Source organism: Shewanella oncorhynchi (genome assembly GCF_012584455.1).
Lineage (GTDB): Bacteria > Pseudomonadota > Gammaproteobacteria > Enterobacterales > Shewanellaceae > Shewanella > Shewanella oncorhynchi.
Genome location: NZ_JABAEB010000001.1, coordinates 314657 through 335276, shown reverse-complemented (window position 1 = coordinate 335276; position 20620 = coordinate 314657). Strand labels below are relative to the sequence as shown.

The following is a 20620-nucleotide window of genomic DNA, read 5'->3' as shown; positions in this document are numbered from 1 at the left end:
AGCTTAAATTGATAAGGGCGGCTAAAGCCGCCCTTATTATCGTTACAGAGTACGAGCAATCTCGACGGTTTCGAATACTTCGATTTGGTCGCCTACGCGAACATCGTTGTAGTTCTTAACGCCAATACCACATTCCATACCATTGCGAACTTCAGCAACGTCGTCTTTAAAGCGACGTAGCGATTCGAGTTCACCTTCGTAGATAACAACGTTATCACGTAGTACGCGAATTGGCGCGCTACGCTTGATGGTACCTTCGGTCACCATACAGCCAGCAATTGCACCCAGCTTAGGTGACTTGAACACATCACGAACTTCAGCCAGACCGATAATTTGTTGTTTGAACACAGGAGACAGCATACCTGTCATCGCTGCACGCACTTCATCAATCAAATTATAGATAACGCTGTAGTAACGTAAATCAACACTTTCACTTTCGATAGTCTTACGGGCTTGTGCATCGGCACGTACGTTAAAGCCAACCATGATAGCGTTAGAGGCAGCCGCTAAGGTTGCATCCGTTTCAGTCAGTGCACCCACACCGCGAGCGATGATGTTCACTTTCACTTCGTCGGTAGACAAACCTGTTAACGAATCAGTAATCGCTTCGAGTGAACCTTGCACGTCTGCTTTAAGAACGATGTTCAGTTCTTTCACTTCGCCGTCTGTCATGTTCGCAAACATGTTTTCTAGCTTAGATTTTTGCTGACGTGCCAGTTTCACATCACGGAACTTACCTTGACGATACAGGGCAACTTCGCGAGCTTTACGTTCGTCACGTACGACTGTTGCTTCATCACCTGCAGACGGAACGCCTGACAGGCCTAGAATTTCAACAGGAATAGATGGACCCGCTTCAGTGATTGAACGACCGTTTTCGTCTTTCATTGCACGAATTTTACCGTACTCAAGACCACACAGAACGATATCACCTTGGCGCAGCGTACCTTCTTGAACCAGAATCGTAGCCACAGGGCCGCGACCTTTGTCCAATTGTGATTCAATGACCACACCTGCAGCCATACCATCACGTACCGCTTTCAGTTCGAGAACTTCAGCTTGCAGTAAGATACCTTCTAACAGTTCGTCAACGCCTTCACCTGTCTTAGCTGAAACGAAGGCAAACATGTTGTCTCCACCCCAATCTTCAGACATAACACCGTGTTGTGACAATTCGCTCTTAACGCGATCGATATCCGCTTCCGGTTTATCCATCTTGTTCACAGCCACGATTAATGGCACGTTACCAGCTTTAGCATGTTGAATAGCTTCGATTGTTTGCGGCATTACACCGTCATCGGCAGCAACAACTAGCACAACAATATCCGTTGCCTTGGCACCGCGGGCACGCATTGCGGTAAACGCGGCGTGACCAGGAGTATCAAGGAAAGTGATCATGCCATTTTCAGTTTCAACATGGTATGCACCGATATGCTGAGTAATACCACCGGCTTCGCCAGCAGCCACTTTAGCGCGGCGAATGTAGTCGAGTAACGAAGTCTTACCGTGGTCAACGTGACCCATGATAGTCACAACCGGTGCACGAGATTCTAGCTTGATGCCATCTTCATCATCACGGTCTTGTAGCACTTGGTGCTCAAGTTCGTTTTCACGGATAAGCACAACTTTGTGACCCATTTCTTCAGCAACTAGCTGGGCAGTCTCTTGATCCAACACTTGGTTGATCGTGACCATAGAACCCATTTTCATCATCTGTTTGATGATTTCAGTCGCTTTCACTGCCATTAAATGCGCAAGTTCAGAAACAGTAACAGTTTCACCGATACGCACATCACGGCTCACTGCTGCCACAGGCTTATTGAAGCCATGCGCCATAGACTCAGGTGCAGTACTGCGGTTACGCATGTGCTTTTCACGGCCGTCACGGGCATCTTTGCCGCCACGTTTTTTCGCGTTGCTCTTGTTACGAGCACGACGTCCGCGTTTTTCTTCATCCAGATCAGAAGTATCTTCAGCAGCACGAGCTACTTTAGATGTCGTGATGTGATGATCACCGTTTTTCTCGGCTTCTAAACGTTGGCGCTCTTCTTCGGCCCAGCGCTTAGAATGTTCTTCAGCGAGTAAGCGAGCAGTTTCTGCCGCTTTAGCCGCTTCTTCGTCTTGCTTACGTTTGGTTGCCGCTTCTTGCGCCGCTTTCAAACGTTCAGCTTCTAGACGAGCCGCTTCTGCTTCTGGTGACATATCTTTAACCACTTTCACTTCGGCTGCTGCTTTAGCTTTCGCCTTGGCTTCTGCTTCCACTTTTGCCTTAGCATCTGCTTCAGCTTTCACTTTTGCTGCCGCAGCAGCTTCTGCTTCGGCCTTTGCTTTTGCCAAAGCTTCTGCTTCGGCTTTCGCTTCTTCTTCAGCCTTCAGAGTAGCCTCATTAGCATCACGCTTAACGAAAGTTCGTGTTTTACGAACTTCAACTTTAACATCTTTAGATTGACCACCATTACCGGCCACACTTAGGGTCGATACGGTTTTACGCTGCAGCGTCATTTTCGTTGGCGCATTTTCGCCACCGTGCTGCTTTTTCAGATAATCCAGTAACTGCTGCTTTTCAGCTTCAGTCACTTTATCAGCTTGGCCTTTCTTAATTCCAGCCTGAGAGAATTGCTCAATCAGACGTTCAACACTTTTACCCACTTCCGTGGCCAATTTCTCTACGGTAGTATCTGCCATCAGTTAAATCCCCCTGTTGATCGACTTATGCTTCTTCGCCAAACCAACAGATATTGCGGGCTGCCATGATGAGCTCACCTGCTTTTTCTTCTGTCAATTCTTCAATTTCGATCAAATCATCAATGCCTTGTTCAGCCAAGTCTTCTAGAGTCACAATACCTTTGCTAGCGAAAACATAGGCTAAGTGTCTTTCAACACCTTCAAGTGCTAGCAACTCTTCACTTGGCTCCACACCATCCAGTGCTTCTTCAGTAGCGAGAGCTCGAGTTGAGATCGCCGCTTTTGCACGTTCACGTAAAGCTTCGACGAGATCTTCGTCAAAACCGTCAATCGCCAATAGTTCAGACACAGGCACATAGGCAACTTCTTCGAGCGACGTAAAGCCCTCATCTGCCAGTACTTGTGCAAAATCTTCATCGACATCCAGTGAGTTAACAAATAAATCAACCACCTTGGCACTTTCTGCCTGATGTTTCTTATTCATATCTTCCACTGTCATAACGTTCAGAACCCAACCAGTCAGTTGTGTTGCTAAACGTACGTTCTGGCCATTACGTCCAATGGCTTGTGCCAAACTATCGGCTTCAACAGCGATATCCATAGAATGGTTATCTTCGTCGACTATGATAGAGGCAACATCGGCTGGCGCCATGGCATTGATCACGTATTGTGCTGGATTATCATCCCACAACACGATATCAACACGTTCGCCACCCAGTTCATTCGAAACGGCTTGTACACGCGCACCGCGCATACCCACACACGCACCGATAGGATCGATACGGCGATCATTCGACTTAACGGCGATCTTAGCGCGAGCGCCTGGATCACGAGCAGCGCCCATGATTTCAATCAGTTCATCAGCGATTTCAGGCACTTCAACACGGAAAAGCTCGATCAGCATTTCAGGTTTAGTACGGCTTAAAAATAACTGTGCACCACGAGCTTCTGGACGTACTGAGTACAATAATGCACGCACACGGTCACCAGGGCGGAAAGATTCGCGTGAAATTAAGTCTTCACGGAACAATACGCCGTCAGCGTTATTACCTAAGTCAACCACTACGCTCTCGCGAGTCGCTTTTTTGACCACACCAGTGATTAACTCACCTTCCTGATCTTGGAACTGCTCAACCACTTGCGCACGTTCAGCTTCACGTACTTTCTGTACGATCACTTGCTTAGCGGTTTGAGTGGTAATACGGTCAAACACCACTGACTCGATATCGTCTTCGATAAACTCGCCAGGCTGGATGTCCGGATTTTCGTAACGTGCCGCTTCTAACGTGATTTCACGATAAGGGTTTTCTAACGCTTCACCGTGATCATCAACTACCATCCAACGACGGAAAGTATCATAACCACCGGTTTTACGGTCGATAGCAACACGAACGTCAATATCACCTTCGTACTTTTTCTTGGTTGCTGTGGCCAGAGCAATCTCTAGCGCTTCAAAAATTTTCTCGCGTGGAACGGCCTTTTCATTTGAAACCGCCTCAGCGACTAGCAGAATCTCTTTATTCATCTCGTCTTGCCTCGTTCACCTTGAAACCATCAAAACTTAGCGATTAAGTTGCCTTTGCGGATATTATCCAATGCGACAACTAACTCTTTACCATTCACTTTCAGCGAGAGCATTTGCCCGTCGACCGCAGTGATGGCGCCTTTTAAATTACGACTGCCGTCAACCGGCATAGTCAATTGAAGCTTTACATCCTCGCCTACATAGCCCGCGTACTGCTCAGCAGTAAATAAGGGTCTATCTACGCCTGGCGAAGAAACCTCTAGGGTATATTCTGTAGAAATAGGATCTTCAACATCGAGTACAGCACTGACTTGGCGACTTGCATTGGCACAATCTTCAATATTGATACCATTCTCACCATCAATGAACACTCGCAGTGTGGAATGCTTACCCGCTTGAACATATTCAATGCCCCACAGCTGAAAGCCTAATGCTTCCACAGGTACTTTGAGCATTTCTGCCAGTCTGAATTCTAACGTTGCCAAGATTGACCCCCGAAAAAACAAAAAAGGGCTTAATAGCCCTAGTACAACGCCACATACGAAGCATGCGACAAATTTAAAAGTCCCAGATAACAAAAAACCCCGTAATCACGAGGTCATTAATTTCAAGAACCTGTAAACCATAACGAATTCAAACACCATTCGTTACTAGGAGCTGGTTGCGGGGGCCGGATTTGAACCGACGACCTTCGGGTTATGAGCCCGACGAGCTACCATGCTGCTCCACCCCGCGTCAACTGTGTGCAAGTATATTGACTATCGTCATTTCTTGCAATAACTAAGAGAGAACTTATCTCGCCTATCTTAGTTATATTTGGTGCCGAGAGCGGGACTTGAACCCGCACGACCGTTAGGTCACAGCCACCTCAAGGCTGCGCGTCTACCAATTTCGCCACCTCGGCGACACCTTTTACTAGTCAGGAATTTTCGTTTCTGACTTTTGGGTTCCTTGCTCAACTGGTTGGGTAACCTGTTCAGTGTCTGAACCTAAATCTTTCCATGAATCTTCATTTTTTGCGTGGTTTGCACTTAAGTTACCAATAAGCAGACTTAAAGTGAAAAACGCAATGGCAAGAATCGCCGTACTGCGTGTCAGGAAATTACCTGAACCGCTTGAACCAAAAAGAGTACCTGATGCACCGGCGCCAAAAGAGGCCCCCATGTCAGCTCCCTTACCTTGCTGAATTAATACTAAGCCTATTAGACCTAATGCAACCAACAAGTAAATAACTACTAGAACTTCATACATATTATGCGCTCATCGCTATGGTACACAGACTTAAAAACTCGCTAGAGTTTAAGCTAGCACCGCCAATCAGTCCACCATCAACATCAGGTTGGGCAAATAAATCTGCAGCATTACTCGGTGTCACACTACCACCGTAGAGAATCCTGATATTTTCTCCGATAAACGGAGACACTTCAGAGAGGCGTTTGCGAATAAACGCATGAACTTCTTGTGCCTGCTCTGGTGTAGCACTTTTACCTGTTCCTACAGCCCAAAGCGGCTCGTAGGCGATAATAGCGTTATCAAAAGCCATAGTGCCATTTTTCTGGATCACTATATCCAACTCTTCAGCAATCACCTCGAAGGTGCGTCTTGCTTCTCGTGCTGGACCTGACTCACCCACACATAAAATTGGGGTTAAGCCATGCTTTTGTGCAGCGGCGAATTTCTCCGCTACGATATTACTCGTCTCTCCGTACATACGGCGACGTTCTGAATGCCCGATAATTACATATCGACATCCTGAATCTTTGAGCATCTGACCTGAAACTTCTCCGGTATAAGCGCCAAAGTCATGTTGACTTAGGTTTTGAGCGCCCATCCTAACAAGTGAACCGTCTAACGCTTCCTTGTTTGCTTCTAGCAGTTGCCTAACGCTCTCTAGATAGATAGAAGGCGGGCATAAAACCACTTCAGCTGAATCATTTTGGAGCTTAGAGGCAAATTTTTTGAACAACTCTTGGGCTAATGCCGCACTGCCGTTCATCTTCCAATTGCCAGCTACCATAGGACGTCTGAGTGCCATCACTGTCTCCTCTGAAAGCGGCGTGAATAATAGCGAACCACTTATTAAGTTACAATAGCTAAATTCGAATTTTTTCAGATATCAGGTTGGAATGCTTATTTTTTACACGCCAAAGCTGTTTTCTGTTCATTTGTGCAGCTAACACCTTAATTTTAAATTGGTATCAGCCGCACTCATTACAAAATTAGCAAATATTAGCTTGCCGATTTTACCGCATCCGCAATCAAATTTGCGTGCGCCAATACTGCACTATGATCGTCACCTTCAACCATGACACGGATCAAAGGTTCAGTACCTGACTTACGTAATAATACTCGGCCACGCACGCCCAGTTGAGATTCAACCTGTGCCTGCGCCGCTTTAACTTTATCTGACTTAAGAGGGTCGTGCTCGCCTTCAAAGCGCACATTGACTAACACCTGCGGCAACATTTCCATCGCAGAAGTCAGTTCTTCTAGCGTGGCATTCTGACGACGCATAGCCGCTAACACTAAAATCCCCGCAACGATGCCATCACCAGTTGTGCCGTGATCAAGATTGAGGATATGCCCTGAATTTTCACCGCCAATGCGCCAATCGAGTTCTTTAAGTAGTTCCATCACATAACGGTCGCCCACTTTCGAACGCGCAAAGGGGATGTCTAATGCTTGCAAGGCGAGATCAAGCCCAAGGTTTGACATTAACGTACCAACTACACCACCACGTAATACGCCACGGGATTTCGCATCACAGGCCAGAATATATAAAATTTGATCGCCGTCGATCACTTCGCCTTTGCTGTTGACCATCATAATACGGTCACCGTCACCGTCGAGTGCGATGCCTAAATCGGCACTTTCGGCTAGAACGGTTTCACAAATTTTGCCCATGGACGTCGCGCCCACTTTATCATTGATGTTCATCCCGTTGGGTTTATCACCAATGGCAATCACCTCGGCGCCTAACTCACGAAACACAGCTGGCGCTATGTGATAAGTTGCGCCATGGGCACAATCAACCACAATTTTTAGCCCAGTTAACGTGTGTTCTGCAGGAAAATTACCTTTGCAATACTCAATATAACGGCCACGGGCATCTTCAATACGCGATACCTTCCCCAATAGATGCGATTCAACACAAACGAGGGGCTTTTCAAGCTCGGCTTCAATTTCTAGCTCTAGGTTATCGTCTAACTTACTGCCGTCGGTGGAAAAAAACTTAATACCATTATCGTAATACGGATTGTGTGACGCGCTGATCACCACCCCAGCTTCGGCGCGAAACGTGCGCGTCAAATAGGCTACTGCTGGCGTTGGCATAGGTCCCATTAACATCACATTAAGGCCTGCAGCAGAAAGGCCAGCTTCTAATGCTGACTCAAACATATAGCCCGAAATACGGGTATCTTTACCTATAATCACCTTTTTGGTACCACTGCGGGATAACACGCGCCCCGCCGCCCAACCTAACTTAAGCGCGAGCTCAGGCGTCATTTGACCTGAACCGACTTTTCCCCGAATACCGTCAGTTCCAAAAAATTTACGTTCTTTCATATCGCTCCACAAACTCAAATGTGTCCCAATGATTTGGGATCATAATATTAATTAAATGCTTAACGAGAGCATAACGATGCTTAAAAATACGCTTGTGTCGCTTGTAACACCTTGAGCATATCCACAGTTTCAGTAACATCATGCACACGAATGATATGAGCGCCCTTTTGGGCCGCTATCATAGCGCCAGCAAGGCTCCCAGCAAGACGTTCTGAGGTCGGTTTTGCTAAGAGGTTTCCTATCATGCTCTTACGAGACAATCCTATCAATATCGGTAAATCAAACTGGGCAAAACAGTCGAGCTTCGCCAGTAATTCATAGTTATGCTCTAAGCTTTTACCAAAACCAAATCCCGGATCGAGTATTAATAATTCACGGGGGATCCCTGCTCGCAAGCAAGCTTCAATCCGCTCAGTTAAAAAGGCAGAAACTTCTTCAATAACATTATGGTAAGTCGGTGCAAATTGCATGCTTTTGGGTTCACCTTGCATATGCATTAAGCATATGGGGACTTGCAACTCTGCAGCAGCTTCAAGCGCACCTGGTTCCATCAGGGCGCGCACATCGTTAATCAAATGTGCGCCCGCAGCAACAGCTTGACGCATGACTTCAGGCTTACTGGTATCAACCGAAATCCACACATCATGGTGCGCCGCAACATATTTCACTAACGGGATCACCCGCGCAAGTTCATCGGCTAAGCTCACCTCGGCGGCGCCAGGTCTTGTCGACTCACCACCAATGTCTATCATTCCCGCGCCTTGAGCCACCATGTCATCGGCATGCTGACAGGCAAGCTCATAGGAAGAATATTGGCCACCGTCAGAAAAAGAATCGGGAGTGACATTAAGTATACCCATCACAATGGGCGAAGATAACGCGAGGCGTTTAGTGCCAGCAATCAGTTCAAACACGCATTTACTCCTGTAATACGAACACTTACGATTTTACTCACTGGCATAACTTGCGTCATTAATTTCAAGCCTTCATTTTCTATCCGAAAAGACCAATGTCAGAAGATAAATATCAATGGTGGCAGAGAGTATCAATGACAGCGCAGTCAAATTGCTAACAAGGTAAAACAAGAAAACCCCTTTACGGGGTTTTCTTTGGTTTCACAACACATTACTTAGCTGGAGATTCATCAGGATCTTTCAGTTCTGGCTCAGCAGGTGCAGTCACACTGTCTTCAGCTTTCGCTGCTGGTTCACCATGACCATTGCCTTTATCGTTAGAACCATTGTCATCCACTTGCCAATCAGCAGGCTGACGCACTTCACGACGTTTCATTAAATCGTCAATTTGAAGTGAATCAATGGTTTCATACTTCATTAAAGCTTCTTTCATTGAGTGCAGAATATCGAGGTTATCCGTCAATATCTGTCTCGCTCTAGCGTAGTTTTTGTCGATAAAGACTTTTACTTCAGCATCTATAATGGTTGCAGTTTCATCGGACATCGCTTTGGCTTTACCCATGCTGCGACCTAAGAAGACTTCACCATCTTCTTCTGCATACAGCAATGGACCTAACTTGTCCGAGAAGCCCCACTGAGTCACCATGTTACGCGCAATAGATGTCGCGTATTTGATGTCCTGTGATGCGCCAGTCGACACTTTCTCAGTACCGTAGATAAGCTCTTCTGCTAAACGACCACCGTAGGCGACCGAAATTTGGCTTTCTAGCTTACGACGGCTCTGGCTCACTGAGTCAGCTTCAGGTAAGAAGAAAGTGACACCCAGCGCACGGCCGCGAGGAATGATAGTCACCTTGTGCACAGGATCGTGCTCTGGCACTAAACAACCCACAATCGCATGGCCCGCTTCATGGTAAGCAGTCATTTCTTTTTCGGCTTCAGACATCACCATAGAACGGCGCTCAGCACCCATCATGATTTTATCTTTTGCACGCTCAAATTCTTCCATGCCTACAACTCGGCGATTTCCGCGAGCCGCAAACAAGGCAGCTTCGTTCACTAAGTTAGCTAAATCAGCACCCGAGAAACCTGGCGTACCACGGGCAATCACACTCGCCTTCACATCTTCAGAAAGCGGCACTTTACGCATATGCACTTTCAAAATCTGCTCACGACCACGAACGTCTGGTAAACCAACGACCACTTGACGGTCAAAACGACCCGGACGTAATAACGCAGAATCGAGTACGTCTGGACGGTTAGTTGCCGCGATAACAATAACGCCTTCATTACCTTCGAAGCCATCCATCTCAACCAGCATTTGGTTCAGTGTTTGCTCACGTTCATCATGACCACCACCTAAACCCGCGCCACGTTGACGACCGACAGCATCGATTTCATCGATGAAGATAATACAAGGTGCCGACTTTTTCGCTTGTTCAAACATGTCACGCACACGGGATGCACCGACACCAACAAACATTTCCACGAAATCAGAACCTGAAATAGTGAAGAAAGGGACTTTAGATTCACCCGCAATGGCTTTCGCCAGCAAGGTTTTACCTGTACCTGGAGGACCCACCATCAGTACGCCCGTTGGAATTCGGCCGCCCAATTTTTGGAATTTAGTTGGGTCACGCAGGTAATCAACCAGCTCTTTCACTTCTTCTTTTGCTTCGTCACAACCAGCAACATCGGCAAAAGTAGTTTTAATCTGATCTTCGCTCATCAGCTTGGCTTTGCTCTTACCAAAGGACATAGCGCCTTTGCCACCGCCGCCTTGCATCTGGCGCATGAAGAAAATCCATACCCCGATAAGCAATAACATCGGGAACCAAGAGATGAAGATTTGGGTAAGGAACCCTGACTCTTCGGCTTCTTGGCCCTTCATAGTGATGCCTTTACGATCAAGATCATTAATTAAATCTTGGTCATATAACGGCATGATAGTAGTGAATTTTTCACCAGTTCGTTTAGCACCTTCAATAGTACGTTGGTCGCTCTTAACTTCAACAGTTGCGACCTGTCCATCACGGACATTATCTAAGAAGGTAGAATAATCCATCTTCTGCGATGACGAAGAAGAGGGGGAGTAACCCTGAAACACTGACATCAGCACAACGGCGATGACAACCCAGAGTATTAGATTTTTTGCCATGTCACTCAAATTACTAGACCTCATTAAGTCTTGCGATTATTAACGCTAGGTTACTACAACTTGTACCCAGTCGCCACAAGATAGACTTCGCGGGAACGAGCCCGTGAAGAGTCTGGTTTACGTGTTTTAACGACTTTAAACACTGCTTTTACCGCTTTCATGTATTCGTCAAAGCCCTCCCCCTGAAAGACTTTTACCGCAAAACAGCCATTAGGAGCCAATACTTGATGGCACATATCTAACGCCAATTCCACTAAATACATGGCACGGGGCTGATCAACACTATCTGAACCACTCATGTTGGGTGCCATATCAGACAACACAACGTCAACTTTAGCATCACCGACGCGAGTAAGTAATGCTTGAAGGACTTTATCTTCACGAAAATCCCCTTGCAAAAAATCGACGCCGACGATTGGATCCATAGGCAAAATGTCACAGGCGATGACTTTACCTCTATCTCCCGCTAATTTAACTGCCACTTGAGACCAACCTCCTGGAGCGGCACCGAGATCAACCACAGTCATGCCTGGGCGAATTAGTTGATCCTTTTGCTGGATCTCCTCAAGCTTAAACGCAGCGCGAGATCGCAAGCCCATTTTTTGGGCGAGTTTGACATAGTGATCATCAAAGTGTTCTAGCATCCAGCGATTAGAACTGGCCGTACGTTTTATACCTGACATTTAAAATCCGCAACAATTGAGAGTTACACAAAGGCTATATAAGGGTAGAATAGCCGTTTTTCAACAGTAACTCAGCAAAAGTTGGTAGAAATGAACTTAACAACCAAACAAAAACAGCATTTAAAAGGTCTAGCGCATCCGCTAAAGCCAGTGGTGCTGCTTGGTGCCAATGGATTGACTGAAGGTGTACTCGCTGAAATTGAAAGCGCACTCGCTTATCATGAACTGATTAAAGTGAAAGTAGCCTCTGCCGACAGAGAGCTAAAAAATGCCATCGTTGATGCCATAGTACGTGAAACTCAATCCGCAAAAGTGCAACTTATTGGTCATATTCTGGTGATTTATCGTCAATCACCAGAAATGAAAATTGCTTTGCCAAAGGCAAAGTAATTTTTCTTGATTTTATCGTGTTAACAAAAAGGCCATTCAATCGAGTGGCCTTTTTGTTTTCGCTGTTAATTTAAGCGATTGGCATAGCCCTAAGGTGTTTCAGAAATCACTTGTTCCTTATAATGCTCAGGCGTTAAGCCTAATAGCTCAGGCAATGAGGTACCAACTGAAATCGAAGAGAATGTGCCGGTTAATATACCGATAAACATTGCTATCGAAAATCCTTCCAGCGGTCCACCGCCCATGATCCACAGCGCACCGACCGTCATTAAGGTTGTCCCTGATGTCACCATAGTGCGAGAAAACGTCGCCACAATTGCTTGGTTGTTAATGTCTTGAATCGCAAGCTTTGGCTTAGCAATCAATAATTCACGAATGCGGTCAGCGATAATGATCGAATCATTTAAGGAATAACCTAAAATCGCCAGTACAGCCGCAAGTATCGTTAAATTAAACTCCATCTGAGTCAAGGCGAAAAATGCCAGCACGAACACTACGTCATGCACTAACGCGAATAGGGCACCCGATGCGAGTCGCCATTCGAAGCGATAACTTAAATAACCTAATATCGCCAGCATAGCGACTAACAGCGCTAAACCGCCCTGCTCTGCCAATTCTTGACCAATCTGCGGCCCGACAACACTGCTGTTAAGCACTTGCACTTCAGAGTTAAGCGGCGCTAATACCTGCTGAATATCGATATTACCTTGCTCTGTATCGGCACTCTTTATATCGGAATAGCGCAACACCCAACGTCCCGGCTCACTGGCGGAGACGACACTCACCTCTTGCTGATAAGCGGCGTTGAGTAAAGGTTGCAATTCACTGCTGGTAATTTTTCTATCGATCTGCACTTCGGTGACGACACCGCCAGTAAAATCTAAGCCCCAGTTAAAACCTTTCACGCCGATGATGGTTAACGACACTAGCATCAACAAAATTGAGATAGCACTCGAAACATAACGCCATTTAGTTAGATTGATATTTTTCATGGTTATACCTTTACATGACGGCTAGCATCACGTCCATAAACTAAGTTGATCAAGGCCCTTGAAGCAAAGATACCGGTAAACATGCTGGTCAACAGACCTAGACCTAAGGTCAAGGCAAAACCTTGAATTGGACCATTACCTATGGAGTAAAGCACCACTGCAGTGATCATAGTGGTGAAGTTGGCGTCAAAAATAGTAGAAAACGCGCTATCAAACCCCGTATCAATTGCCAGCGCAAAACTGCGACCTTCCTTTAACTTGTCTTTTATTCGCTCGAAAATCAGTACGTTGGTATCAACCGCCATACCGACTGTTAACACCAAACCCGCAATCCCAGGTAAGGTCAACACAGCGCCAGGGATAAGCGCCAGTAAACCAAACAGGATCACCATATTGGAGATCAGCGCTATATTCGCCACCCAGCCGAGACGGCGATACCAAAGCGCCATAAACAGCAAGGTAATCCCCATCCCTAAACCAAGGGCCGCAAAACCGTTTTCAATGTTTTCAGCACCCAGCGTCGGGCCAATAGTGCGCTCTTCAACAATAGTCACTGGCGCCGTCATAGAGCCCGCTCGCAGTAACAGGGCTAATTGTTGTGCTTCTTGATAGGAGCCTGCACCCGTAATACGAAAACGATCTCCAAGTTGGGATTGAATAGTCGCAACACTGATAATCTCTTGTGTTTGCTTTGCCTTACCTTGCTCATCACGGCTGTATTCGCTGTAAGACGTCGCCATAGGTTTGCCGATATTGGTACGGGAAAACTCAGACATTTTCTGCCCGCCCACACGGTCAAGGTTAATGTTCACCTCCGCCATGCCCATCTCGCCTAAACTCGCCCTCGCATCGACAATATGATCGCCACCCAGTACTGGTGTGCGGCTCACATAAATAGGCTTACCAGACTTGTCATTGAGTACCATAGCATTAACGGAGCCAGATTCTTTAACCTCGAAAAAGGCCAGACTCGCCGTAGCACCGATAACGTTTTTAGCGGCGGCAGGATCTTGTACTCCAGGCAATTCAATCCGAATTCGATGCTCCCCTTGACGCTGCACTAAAGCTTCAGTGATACCGAGTTCTTCAATACGGCTGCGCATCACTTGTAAGTTTTGCTGCACAGTCAAATTACGCAGTTTCGTTTGCTCTTCTTGGCTCAACTTAATCAGTAAACCCGCGCCATCTGCATTGGATAGCTGCCAATGAGGATAGGACTCTTTCATCATTTGACGCACGGCAGCACGAGCATCATTATCGGGCAACGTCATGTTTAACTGATGACTTTGGTCCAAATGCACGCTAGCACCACGAATTTTCTGTTCACGGATGAATTGACGTAGCGAATCAACAAGCGTCTCGGCCTGAGTTTGATAAACAGGATCAATATCAACATCGAGTAAGAACTGTACGCCACCGCGCAAGTCGAGCCCGAGTTTAATCGGCTGAAAGCCTAAGTTTTGTAACCAACTTGGCGCCGCACTGGCAAGGGATAAAGTCAATTCTTTTGGCTCTGCAACCATAGAAGAGACTAAAGTTTTGACTAAGGTTTGTTGGTTATCCGCATCGAGGACAATTAAGGTTTCACCATTTTTTTGGTCGATACGTTTGACCGTCACGCCTTCAGCTTGCAGCTTATCTCGAAGGGCAATAGGTGTGAGCGTTAAACCCGCCTTCGCGCCCACCTGCACCGCCGCATCCTCACCGTAAAATGTCGGCAAGGCACTGAATAGCATCACGATAATAGTGACGATAAGCACTAAGTATTTCCAAGCTGAATAGTGATTTAGCAGCCGTTGATTGGGTTTTCTTTCCATGGGATTAACTCGCTATTTAACGCTCAGCATTTGAATCAAATCGCTAAGCGAACATATTGATATCAGTCCGAAACACATGATTGAGTACCAGCGGCTAAGCTCGTAAGGCTCAAATCATCACTGCTTACTTAAGCAGCTATAAAAAGTTTCGGTGAGTACAAAAAGGCAACAGCATGAAAAATCGATAAGAGTAGGCTCCTATCAACGTCATGCCTAAATAGGCGAGCTAAGCGGCTTGTTGGCTAAATCGATATTGAAGATTTGAGACTTTCCAACCCGAAATTCGGGCGGGGGAAGAAACAGCAGAAAGCGTCCAATCTGATGTGATATCAAGATCAGTGGGTTCAACGACATTGGATGTCGGTTCGGCAGTAAAGTCTACAGCGAGTACATATACTGGCTTGACCTCACGCACATCGTGCTGGGCAAGACTGATAAATCGCGGCGAATTTATCGGGGCAAAATCTAAGTCATCAGAATGACTTAGATAGTCAGAGCTCGGACAAGGTGCTGGCTGTGATTCTGAGTCTGCACTGACTAGATCGGTATCATGACTATTCGGTGAGCCGCAGCTTTCAACGGTTTGCGCATCAGACTGTGCATTAGATTGGGCGATAACATCGGCATTGGGCAAGCTTTGAGGCTCAGCGCTTAGTTTTGTATGGGGAGTCGAGCTATCAAGACTCACAGTATGCATCTGAGCCGTTTGTTTCAGAGCAGTGTGTTTCTGACCCATATGCATCTGAACATAATGGCGAGTTGCATCACTGCGCTGTACTGAGGGTTTTGGCGCATAGCTAGCCGAGTGCGCAATCAACATGATCGCCACGCAAACTAACATCAATCCTGTACGCCAATGTTTGACCAAAGCGTGCCCTCTTATAAAACATTATCAAACTAAAGATGAACCTATTCACTGTTCGCTTTTGATGCTTAACTGTGGGTCCATAAAGTGAAACTCGCGCAAAAAAACAACATACACATTTCGCCAATGTTGATTTTGCTAGGATGGCAGCTTAGGTAAAAACCTACAAAGAGACAAATTAAACTTTGTCCATCTTACCCCGAATTCAACGCTGAAGCGCGGTCGATATCCTTGGCTAAAGCCCTAAATTCAAGCCATAAACAAACTTAATTCGCGGATAACAAAAAACCGCCCTAGGACGGTTTTAGCGATATCGCATGAGTCACGCTCACAACACTATAAGCAAAGTATTATAAATACTGTACTGAGATGATTTCGTAATCTGTCATACCACCTGGCGTAGTAATAGACACTTCATCACCTTCATTTTTGCCGACTAAGCCGCGGGCTATTGGTGAATTCACTGAAATCAGGTTTTCTTTAATATTCGCTTCGTCATCGCCGACTATGCGATAAGTCACTTCGACATCGGTATCAAGATTTAAAATAGTCACAGTAGCGCCAAAAATGATACGACCGTTATTCACCATCTTAGTGACGTCGATAATTTGCGCGTTAGATAACTTACCCTCAATATCACGGATACGTGCTTCACAAATACCTTGTTCCTCACGAGCCGCATGGTATTCCGCGTTTTCTTTCAAGTCGCCTAACTCTCTCGCTGAAGCAATTGCTTCAGTGATTTTAGGGCGACGGTCAAACTTGAGAATATCTAACTCTTTACGCAGCTGCTCTGCACCGACAACTGTCATAGGAACCTTAGTCATAACTTCTTTCGTCTCCTTTAAAACAAAAGCAACCCGTGCCAACGCTAAGGTCAACACAGTCAAATGAGGGTGGAATTGCGCTATTCTAATCGTTATGCGCTTTTGATGCACCAAGAACAATGCATTGACGCAGCTTACCCAACCTTAAGCAGAGTTACCAGTAATCAAATTCAAATCTGTATACCTAAGGAAATTTCGCACACGTTTTAGTACGAAATGAATACAAAAATGCCCACTCGCCATTTAGACCGTGGGCATAAAGACTCAAAGCAAAAACCTCAAATTAGAGGTTAACTCATTTATTCAAGCCCAGCCTCAAAGGTCAAAAAGATTTCGCTAACTGTTTTATCAGCAAGGGATTTATCTGAATTAGGGCGCTCAATTGCCGCATGTAAGAGATAACGTCCTGCTGAAGGTAAGATCATTGAAACTTTACCGTCTTTATCTGAGGTAAATTCGATTTCCTCTGGTTTGTTACGATATAAGCTACCGTCTTTCATAATGGCGACTTTAACGCCTTCAACGGGCTTACCATCGAAAACAAATTGCAGGGTAGCAGCTTCGTTCTCAACAATATCTGCAGGATGAGTCACAGGCACTAGTTCTAAATATTCCCCCTTAGGCTTTAACACTTCCTCAGTTGGCTTATTACGTGTGACATAGGTTTCAACCCGCGACACATTTAAAGAACTTTCAAGTTCATAGGCTCCCTTTGGCATAGCAGCAGTTGTGGCTTTTTTATCCATACGGCTGCGTACAACCCCTTCTTTTCCTTTAACTTTATACTGAGAAAAATAACGAGGTGAAACTTCTTTTTCAAACTTATAAGTGCCATCTTGCATCAGTTGCACATCAAACACCGACTTACGTCCGCCCGTGTAACTTGAGCTTGGAGACGTTGGTTTTCCATTTGGCTGTAACACACGCACATCACTGGCACTAAAAGGTTTATCCATCATAAACACTTGATTGCTGGCAGACACATCTGAAGTAATCCACACAATTTCTTCACTTTCAGCCGAAACGTTGAAGTGGCTAGGTAAAATCCATCTGTCGTGGCTACTTGCCAATGGGCTAATACAAAGTGTGCCAAGTAATGTAATAAGACGTAATTTCATGCCTTTTCCTTAAGTTTAACGATTAATATACGGGCTAAATATTTAATGGATTGACTCAACGAGCCATGCCGCTTAAGCGTATGTCGATAACGCCAGTTTCTGTCGTGGCGGGCAACTGCACAGAGAAATCTCCTGCAGCTAAATCGATATTTTGTCGTACAAGATCGCGACCACCGTGTTCACGCACCACTTCAATAAATACAGTGTAAGTGGCAGGTTCAAGCACTTTTCCCGCCTCATCTTTTAAATCCCAATCGATTTTGTAATGACCCGCGGGACGTGTCGCAGATGCAATACCGTCAACAAAGCTCATATCTTCGCGTCCGGCTTTACGCCACCAACGACGGATATCTTTCAACCATTTATGGCCTTCATCCCATACCCAAAGGCTTAAGGTTTTAACCGTTTGCCCCTTGGCATCCTCAACCCATACGGCCACATAAGGTCTGTGATATTGCCCTTCGGTAATTTCAGGCAAGGTTAAATCGACTGTCATTTTAGGCGTCGCAAACGCCACAGAACTGACAAACAAAGTACTCACCGCAATGGTGCGAATAAGATGACGCATACTCGGCCTACACTCCTTATGGAACAAAATAAACATACACAAGCCCGCAACTACTGCTGACGAGTACCATGTATAACAATGACTTTTTGAGGCGCTTGGTTTGAGGCAGCAACAAATAAGCCCCAGTGAGCGAAAATAAAATGATAAGCACAGCGCTGAGATCGAGTATCCAAGCCCAAGCTGTGCCTGTGTTACGGCCCTTATGCAAATCATTCACTACGGCAACGACACCGTAATCTAAGGTTTCGACATAGGCTTGCCCGTCGAGTAAGTCCAATGTCAGACTCCGATAAGTACCAGGTCCTTTGCTGACTAAACTAATTTCATCTTCATCGATATCGGCACTCGCCATATCCATAGCCCATTCACTTTTCAACCAATGACCCGCAGCCAGACGCCATTGTGAGTCTTGGGCATTAACGGGTAACAAATAGGCTGGGATTGGCACTTGTTCCCGCTTAGGTTCCTGATCAGCTTGAGAAAACCAATTAGGATGATTTAACGTTATACCTGTCACCGCAAAAAACAGCATCAGCAATAATAAAGCCATAGACACATAAACATGAATAATGCGGGCAAAGGACAAAGATGACTTACTGACTCTTAATTTCAATGATGCACTCTCAAAAACAAACCAAAGAGAAATACCTCCAGAGTCTGCTTTCCCTATGCAGCTAAAGATAGAAATGAGCTGCATTAAACTAATTTAATGCGCCGAGATTAAATGAGATCGATTATCAAACAGAACAAAGTTTACAAACTTTACATATTCAATACTGAAAAAGAAGTTAAAAAGTAAGAAGAAAAATAAGTGCTAAAAATAAAGCACTTAGGGGTAAATCTGTTTTTAGCACTCAAAAACCATTACCTTCGATTAAATTAGCAGCAAATGATTTATTGTATCACCTGTAAATACCTTTCAAATTCATAAGGATAAAATCCAACATTTGGGTTAATTTTTTTGCTTAAAATTTACTTTGCCACCCTCTCGTTTACCTTATGCCAATCAGCTACAATCCGCCGCCGGCGACTTGCTGGTACTTCCAAGGAAATATCATCTTGAGTACATCTCTGCTCAAAAAAATGCGCTGCCTACATATTGTGTGGCTCGCATTAATGCTCAATGCCTGCGTTGCACCACTCTTATTAATGTCACCCCAAGGCCAGCTCATGTGGGCCTTGCTTAAACCCCTTGTCGGTTTAGACCCGAACGATGTCGGATTATTCGAACAACCGCTCATCAAGAACCGTATGCAGGAATTGCTGGGTAAAAATTACGATACCACCCTGTCCCTGCTCAAAACGGCCGACAAGATCCAACAGGAAGGTCCACTCATCTACTTAGTGTCGACTTACACCCCTGTCCCCGAAATGGCCGAAAAAGCGGGTCTAGTTTGGAACTCAGACACCAACCAAATGGCAGTCATGCTGATGAAAGGCGGTGCACCCTTAGTGATTTCTGAGCAATTCAGTAATCAGGCAGAAAAACGGGTCCCAAGTTGGCCGAAGGGATTAGCTGACTATACCGATCCACAGAAGTTACAACAAAAAGCCTTAGAAGCGGGCGCAAATCAAGTACAGCAACAGTTAGCAATACCTGATGCAGTCAAAGCCGTTGCAACAGGTGATGTTAAAGCGGCCCAAGGTGCCGTTATTGATAGTGCGGTCACAGAGAATGCCGTCATTAAGAATGCTGCAATGCCAATCAATATCACTGAAGCAGCTGCAGCAGAAATAAAATCGCCACCCGTTGCTCCTGAAGTCAAAAAGCAATAAAACGGACACCACAGTGCCAGCTCAAATGGCACTGTGGATTAACTTTGAAAATAGCTGAATTGCCACAACCAACGGGAATTATAGAGACAAGGGAAAGGCTGGACGGGCTAATTGAAGGGAAATTGAAAGCAAAATAACGCTAAGCTGAAATTAGTTAAAAGTTAAAAAGCAAAAAGCCTGTCCGAAGACAGGCTTTTTAACTTTTTGGCTGGGGTACAAGGATTCGAACCTTGGGATGCCGAGATCAAAACCCGGTGCCTTACCACTTGGCGATACCCCAATAAACTTGTTTAATCTTCTATAGAAGATTGCATTTTGATGGTACGGGAAGAGAGACTTGAACTCTCACACCTCGCGGCACCAGAACCTAAATCTGGCGTGTCTACCAATTTCACCATTCCCGCATCAAAATGTACCAAAATTGTCTATTCAACATTTTTGGATTTTTCTCTGATAAATCACCTTAACAGAGTTAAATATGGTAGCAATGGCGGGACTTGAACCTGCGACCCCAGCATTATGAGTGCTGTGCTCTAACCAGCTGAGCTACATTGCCAATGGCTGGGGTACAAGGATTCGAACCTTGGAATGCCGAGATCAAAACCCGGTGCCTTACCACTTGGCGATACCCCAATCAACTTGGAAACTGAGAAAAAATGGCTGGGGTACAAGGATTCGAACCTTGGAATGCCGAGATCAAAACCCGGTGCCTTACCACTTGGCGATACCCCAACT

Annotated in this window: 18 protein-coding genes and 7 tRNA genes; 2 read left to right on the top strand and 23 right to left on the bottom strand. The window is 45.6% G+C overall.

The genetic code is table 11. The features are described from left to right. Window positions 1–42: 42 nt before the first annotated feature. From infB to rlmE, 11 genes are all read right to left on the bottom strand, one after another. Window positions 43–2685 (bottom strand): translation initiation factor IF-2, encoded by a 2643-nt coding sequence (gene infB / locus HGO26_RS01480; RefSeq protein ID WP_105251699.1) that lies wholly within the window; start codon window positions 2683–2685, stop codon window positions 43–45. A gap of 25 nt (window positions 2686–2710) precedes the next feature. After that, window positions 2711–4210 carry a transcription termination factor NusA gene (nusA, locus tag HGO26_RS01475; RefSeq protein WP_028761452.1) on the bottom strand — a complete coding sequence of 500 codons (1500 nt, stop codon included), beginning with the start codon at window positions 4208–4210 and terminating at the stop codon, window positions 2711–2713. 29 nt (window positions 4211–4239) lie between these two features. Next, the gene (rimP, locus tag HGO26_RS01470; RefSeq protein WP_006082718.1) at window positions 4240–4695 is read right to left on the bottom strand and encodes a ribosome maturation factor RimP; all 456 of its coding nucleotides are present in this window, start codon (window positions 4693–4695) and stop codon (window positions 4240–4242) included. Window positions 4696–4868: 173 nt separating this feature from the next. Then, a tRNA-Met gene (locus HGO26_RS01465) sits at window positions 4869–4945 on the bottom strand. A gap of 82 nt (window positions 4946–5027) precedes the next feature. After that, window positions 5028–5114: transfer RNA gene (locus HGO26_RS01460), tRNA-Leu, on the bottom strand. Between the two features lie 11 nt (window positions 5115–5125). Continuing rightward, window positions 5126–5461, bottom strand: a complete 336-nt coding sequence (gene secG, locus HGO26_RS01455) for a preprotein translocase subunit SecG (protein ID WP_028761453.1) — start codon at window positions 5459–5461, stop codon at window positions 5126–5128. 1 nt (window position 5462) lies between these two features. Continuing rightward, window positions 5463–6245, bottom strand: a complete 783-nt coding sequence (gene tpiA / locus HGO26_RS01450) for a triose-phosphate isomerase (protein ID WP_006082720.1) — start codon at window positions 6243–6245, stop codon at window positions 5463–5465. 194 nt (window positions 6246–6439) lie between these two features. Beyond that, entirely contained in the window at window positions 6440–7777 is a 1338-nt protein-coding gene (glmM, locus tag HGO26_RS01445) for a phosphoglucosamine mutase (protein ID WP_028761454.1), read from the bottom strand. Window positions 7778–7857: 80 nt separating this feature from the next. Further along, on the bottom strand, window positions 7858–8691 hold the full coding sequence (gene folP, locus HGO26_RS01440) for a dihydropteroate synthase (protein WP_028761455.1): 834 nt from the start codon (window positions 8689–8691) through the stop codon (window positions 7858–7860). A gap of 211 nt (window positions 8692–8902) precedes the next feature. Continuing rightward, complete coding sequence (ftsH, locus tag HGO26_RS01435; protein WP_168822810.1) at window positions 8903–10873, bottom strand: ATP-dependent zinc metalloprotease FtsH; 1971 nt, start codon at window positions 10871–10873, stop codon at window positions 8903–8905. A 29-nt stretch (window positions 10874–10902) separates the two neighbouring features. Continuing rightward, a complete protein-coding gene (gene rlmE / locus HGO26_RS01430; RefSeq protein WP_006082724.1) occupies window positions 10903–11532 on the bottom strand; it encodes a 23S rRNA (uridine(2552)-2'-O)-methyltransferase RlmE in 630 nt (209 codons plus the stop codon). Between the two features lie 90 nt (window positions 11533–11622). On the opposite strand from rlmE, the gene yhbY reads away from it, so the two are divergent. Then, entirely contained in the window at window positions 11623–11922 is a 300-nt protein-coding gene (gene yhbY / locus HGO26_RS01425) for a ribosome assembly RNA-binding protein YhbY (RefSeq protein WP_006082725.1), read from the top strand. An 89-nt stretch (window positions 11923–12011) separates the two neighbouring features. Here the strand turns inward: yhbY and secF are convergent, their stop codons facing one another. The 7 genes from secF to HGO26_RS01390 form a co-directional block, all read right to left on the bottom strand. After that, window positions 12012–12914 (bottom strand): protein translocase subunit SecF, encoded by a 903-nt coding sequence (secF, locus tag HGO26_RS01420; protein ID WP_028761458.1) that lies wholly within the window; start codon window positions 12912–12914, stop codon window positions 12012–12014. A 2-nt stretch (window positions 12915–12916) separates the two neighbouring features. Then, window positions 12917–14731 (bottom strand): protein translocase subunit SecD, encoded by a 1815-nt coding sequence (secD, locus tag HGO26_RS01415; protein WP_168822808.1) that lies wholly within the window; start codon window positions 14729–14731, stop codon window positions 12917–12919. 226 nt (window positions 14732–14957) lie between these two features. Further along, window positions 14958–15572 (bottom strand): hypothetical protein, encoded by a 615-nt coding sequence (locus HGO26_RS01410; RefSeq protein WP_168822806.1) that lies wholly within the window; start codon window positions 15570–15572, stop codon window positions 14958–14960. Window positions 15573–15946: 374 nt separating this feature from the next. Next, window positions 15947–16423 carry a transcription elongation factor GreA gene (gene greA / locus HGO26_RS01405; RefSeq protein WP_028761461.1) on the bottom strand — a complete coding sequence of 159 codons (477 nt, stop codon included), beginning with the start codon at window positions 16421–16423 and terminating at the stop codon, window positions 15947–15949. A gap of 299 nt (window positions 16424–16722) precedes the next feature. Then, window positions 16723–17541: a DUF4198 domain-containing protein gene (locus tag HGO26_RS01400; protein ID WP_028761462.1), complete on the bottom strand. Its 819-nt coding sequence runs from the start codon at window positions 17539–17541 to the stop codon at window positions 16723–16725. 55 nt (window positions 17542–17596) lie between these two features. Then, window positions 17597–18109 (bottom strand): DUF2271 domain-containing protein, encoded by a 513-nt coding sequence (locus HGO26_RS01395; RefSeq protein ID WP_168822804.1) that lies wholly within the window; start codon window positions 18107–18109, stop codon window positions 17597–17599. Window positions 18110–18125: 16 nt separating this feature from the next. After that, window positions 18126–18722 carry a PepSY-associated TM helix domain-containing protein gene (locus tag HGO26_RS01390; RefSeq protein ID WP_212599331.1) on the bottom strand — a complete coding sequence of 199 codons (597 nt, stop codon included), beginning with the start codon at window positions 18720–18722 and terminating at the stop codon, window positions 18126–18128. A gap of 470 nt (window positions 18723–19192) precedes the next feature. Between HGO26_RS01390 and HGO26_RS01385 the strand changes: the two genes are divergently transcribed. Continuing rightward, window positions 19193–19885: a hypothetical protein gene (locus HGO26_RS01385; protein ID WP_168823068.1), complete on the top strand. Its 693-nt coding sequence runs from the start codon at window positions 19193–19195 to the stop codon at window positions 19883–19885. 205 nt (window positions 19886–20090) lie between these two features. Here the strand turns inward: HGO26_RS01385 and HGO26_RS01380 are convergent. From HGO26_RS01380 to HGO26_RS01360, 5 genes are all read right to left on the bottom strand, one after another. Then, a tRNA-Gln gene (locus tag HGO26_RS01380) sits at window positions 20091–20165 on the bottom strand. 39 nt (window positions 20166–20204) lie between these two features. Then, window positions 20205–20289 (bottom strand) — tRNA-Leu (locus tag HGO26_RS01375). Between the two features lie 75 nt (window positions 20290–20364). Continuing rightward, window positions 20365–20441 (bottom strand) — tRNA-Met (locus tag HGO26_RS01370). Between the two features lie 2 nt (window positions 20442–20443). Beyond that, a tRNA-Gln gene (locus HGO26_RS01365) sits at window positions 20444–20518 on the bottom strand. A 24-nt stretch (window positions 20519–20542) separates the two neighbouring features. Beyond that, window positions 20543–20617: transfer RNA gene (locus HGO26_RS01360), tRNA-Gln, on the bottom strand. Window positions 20618–20620: the final 3 nt, after the last annotated feature.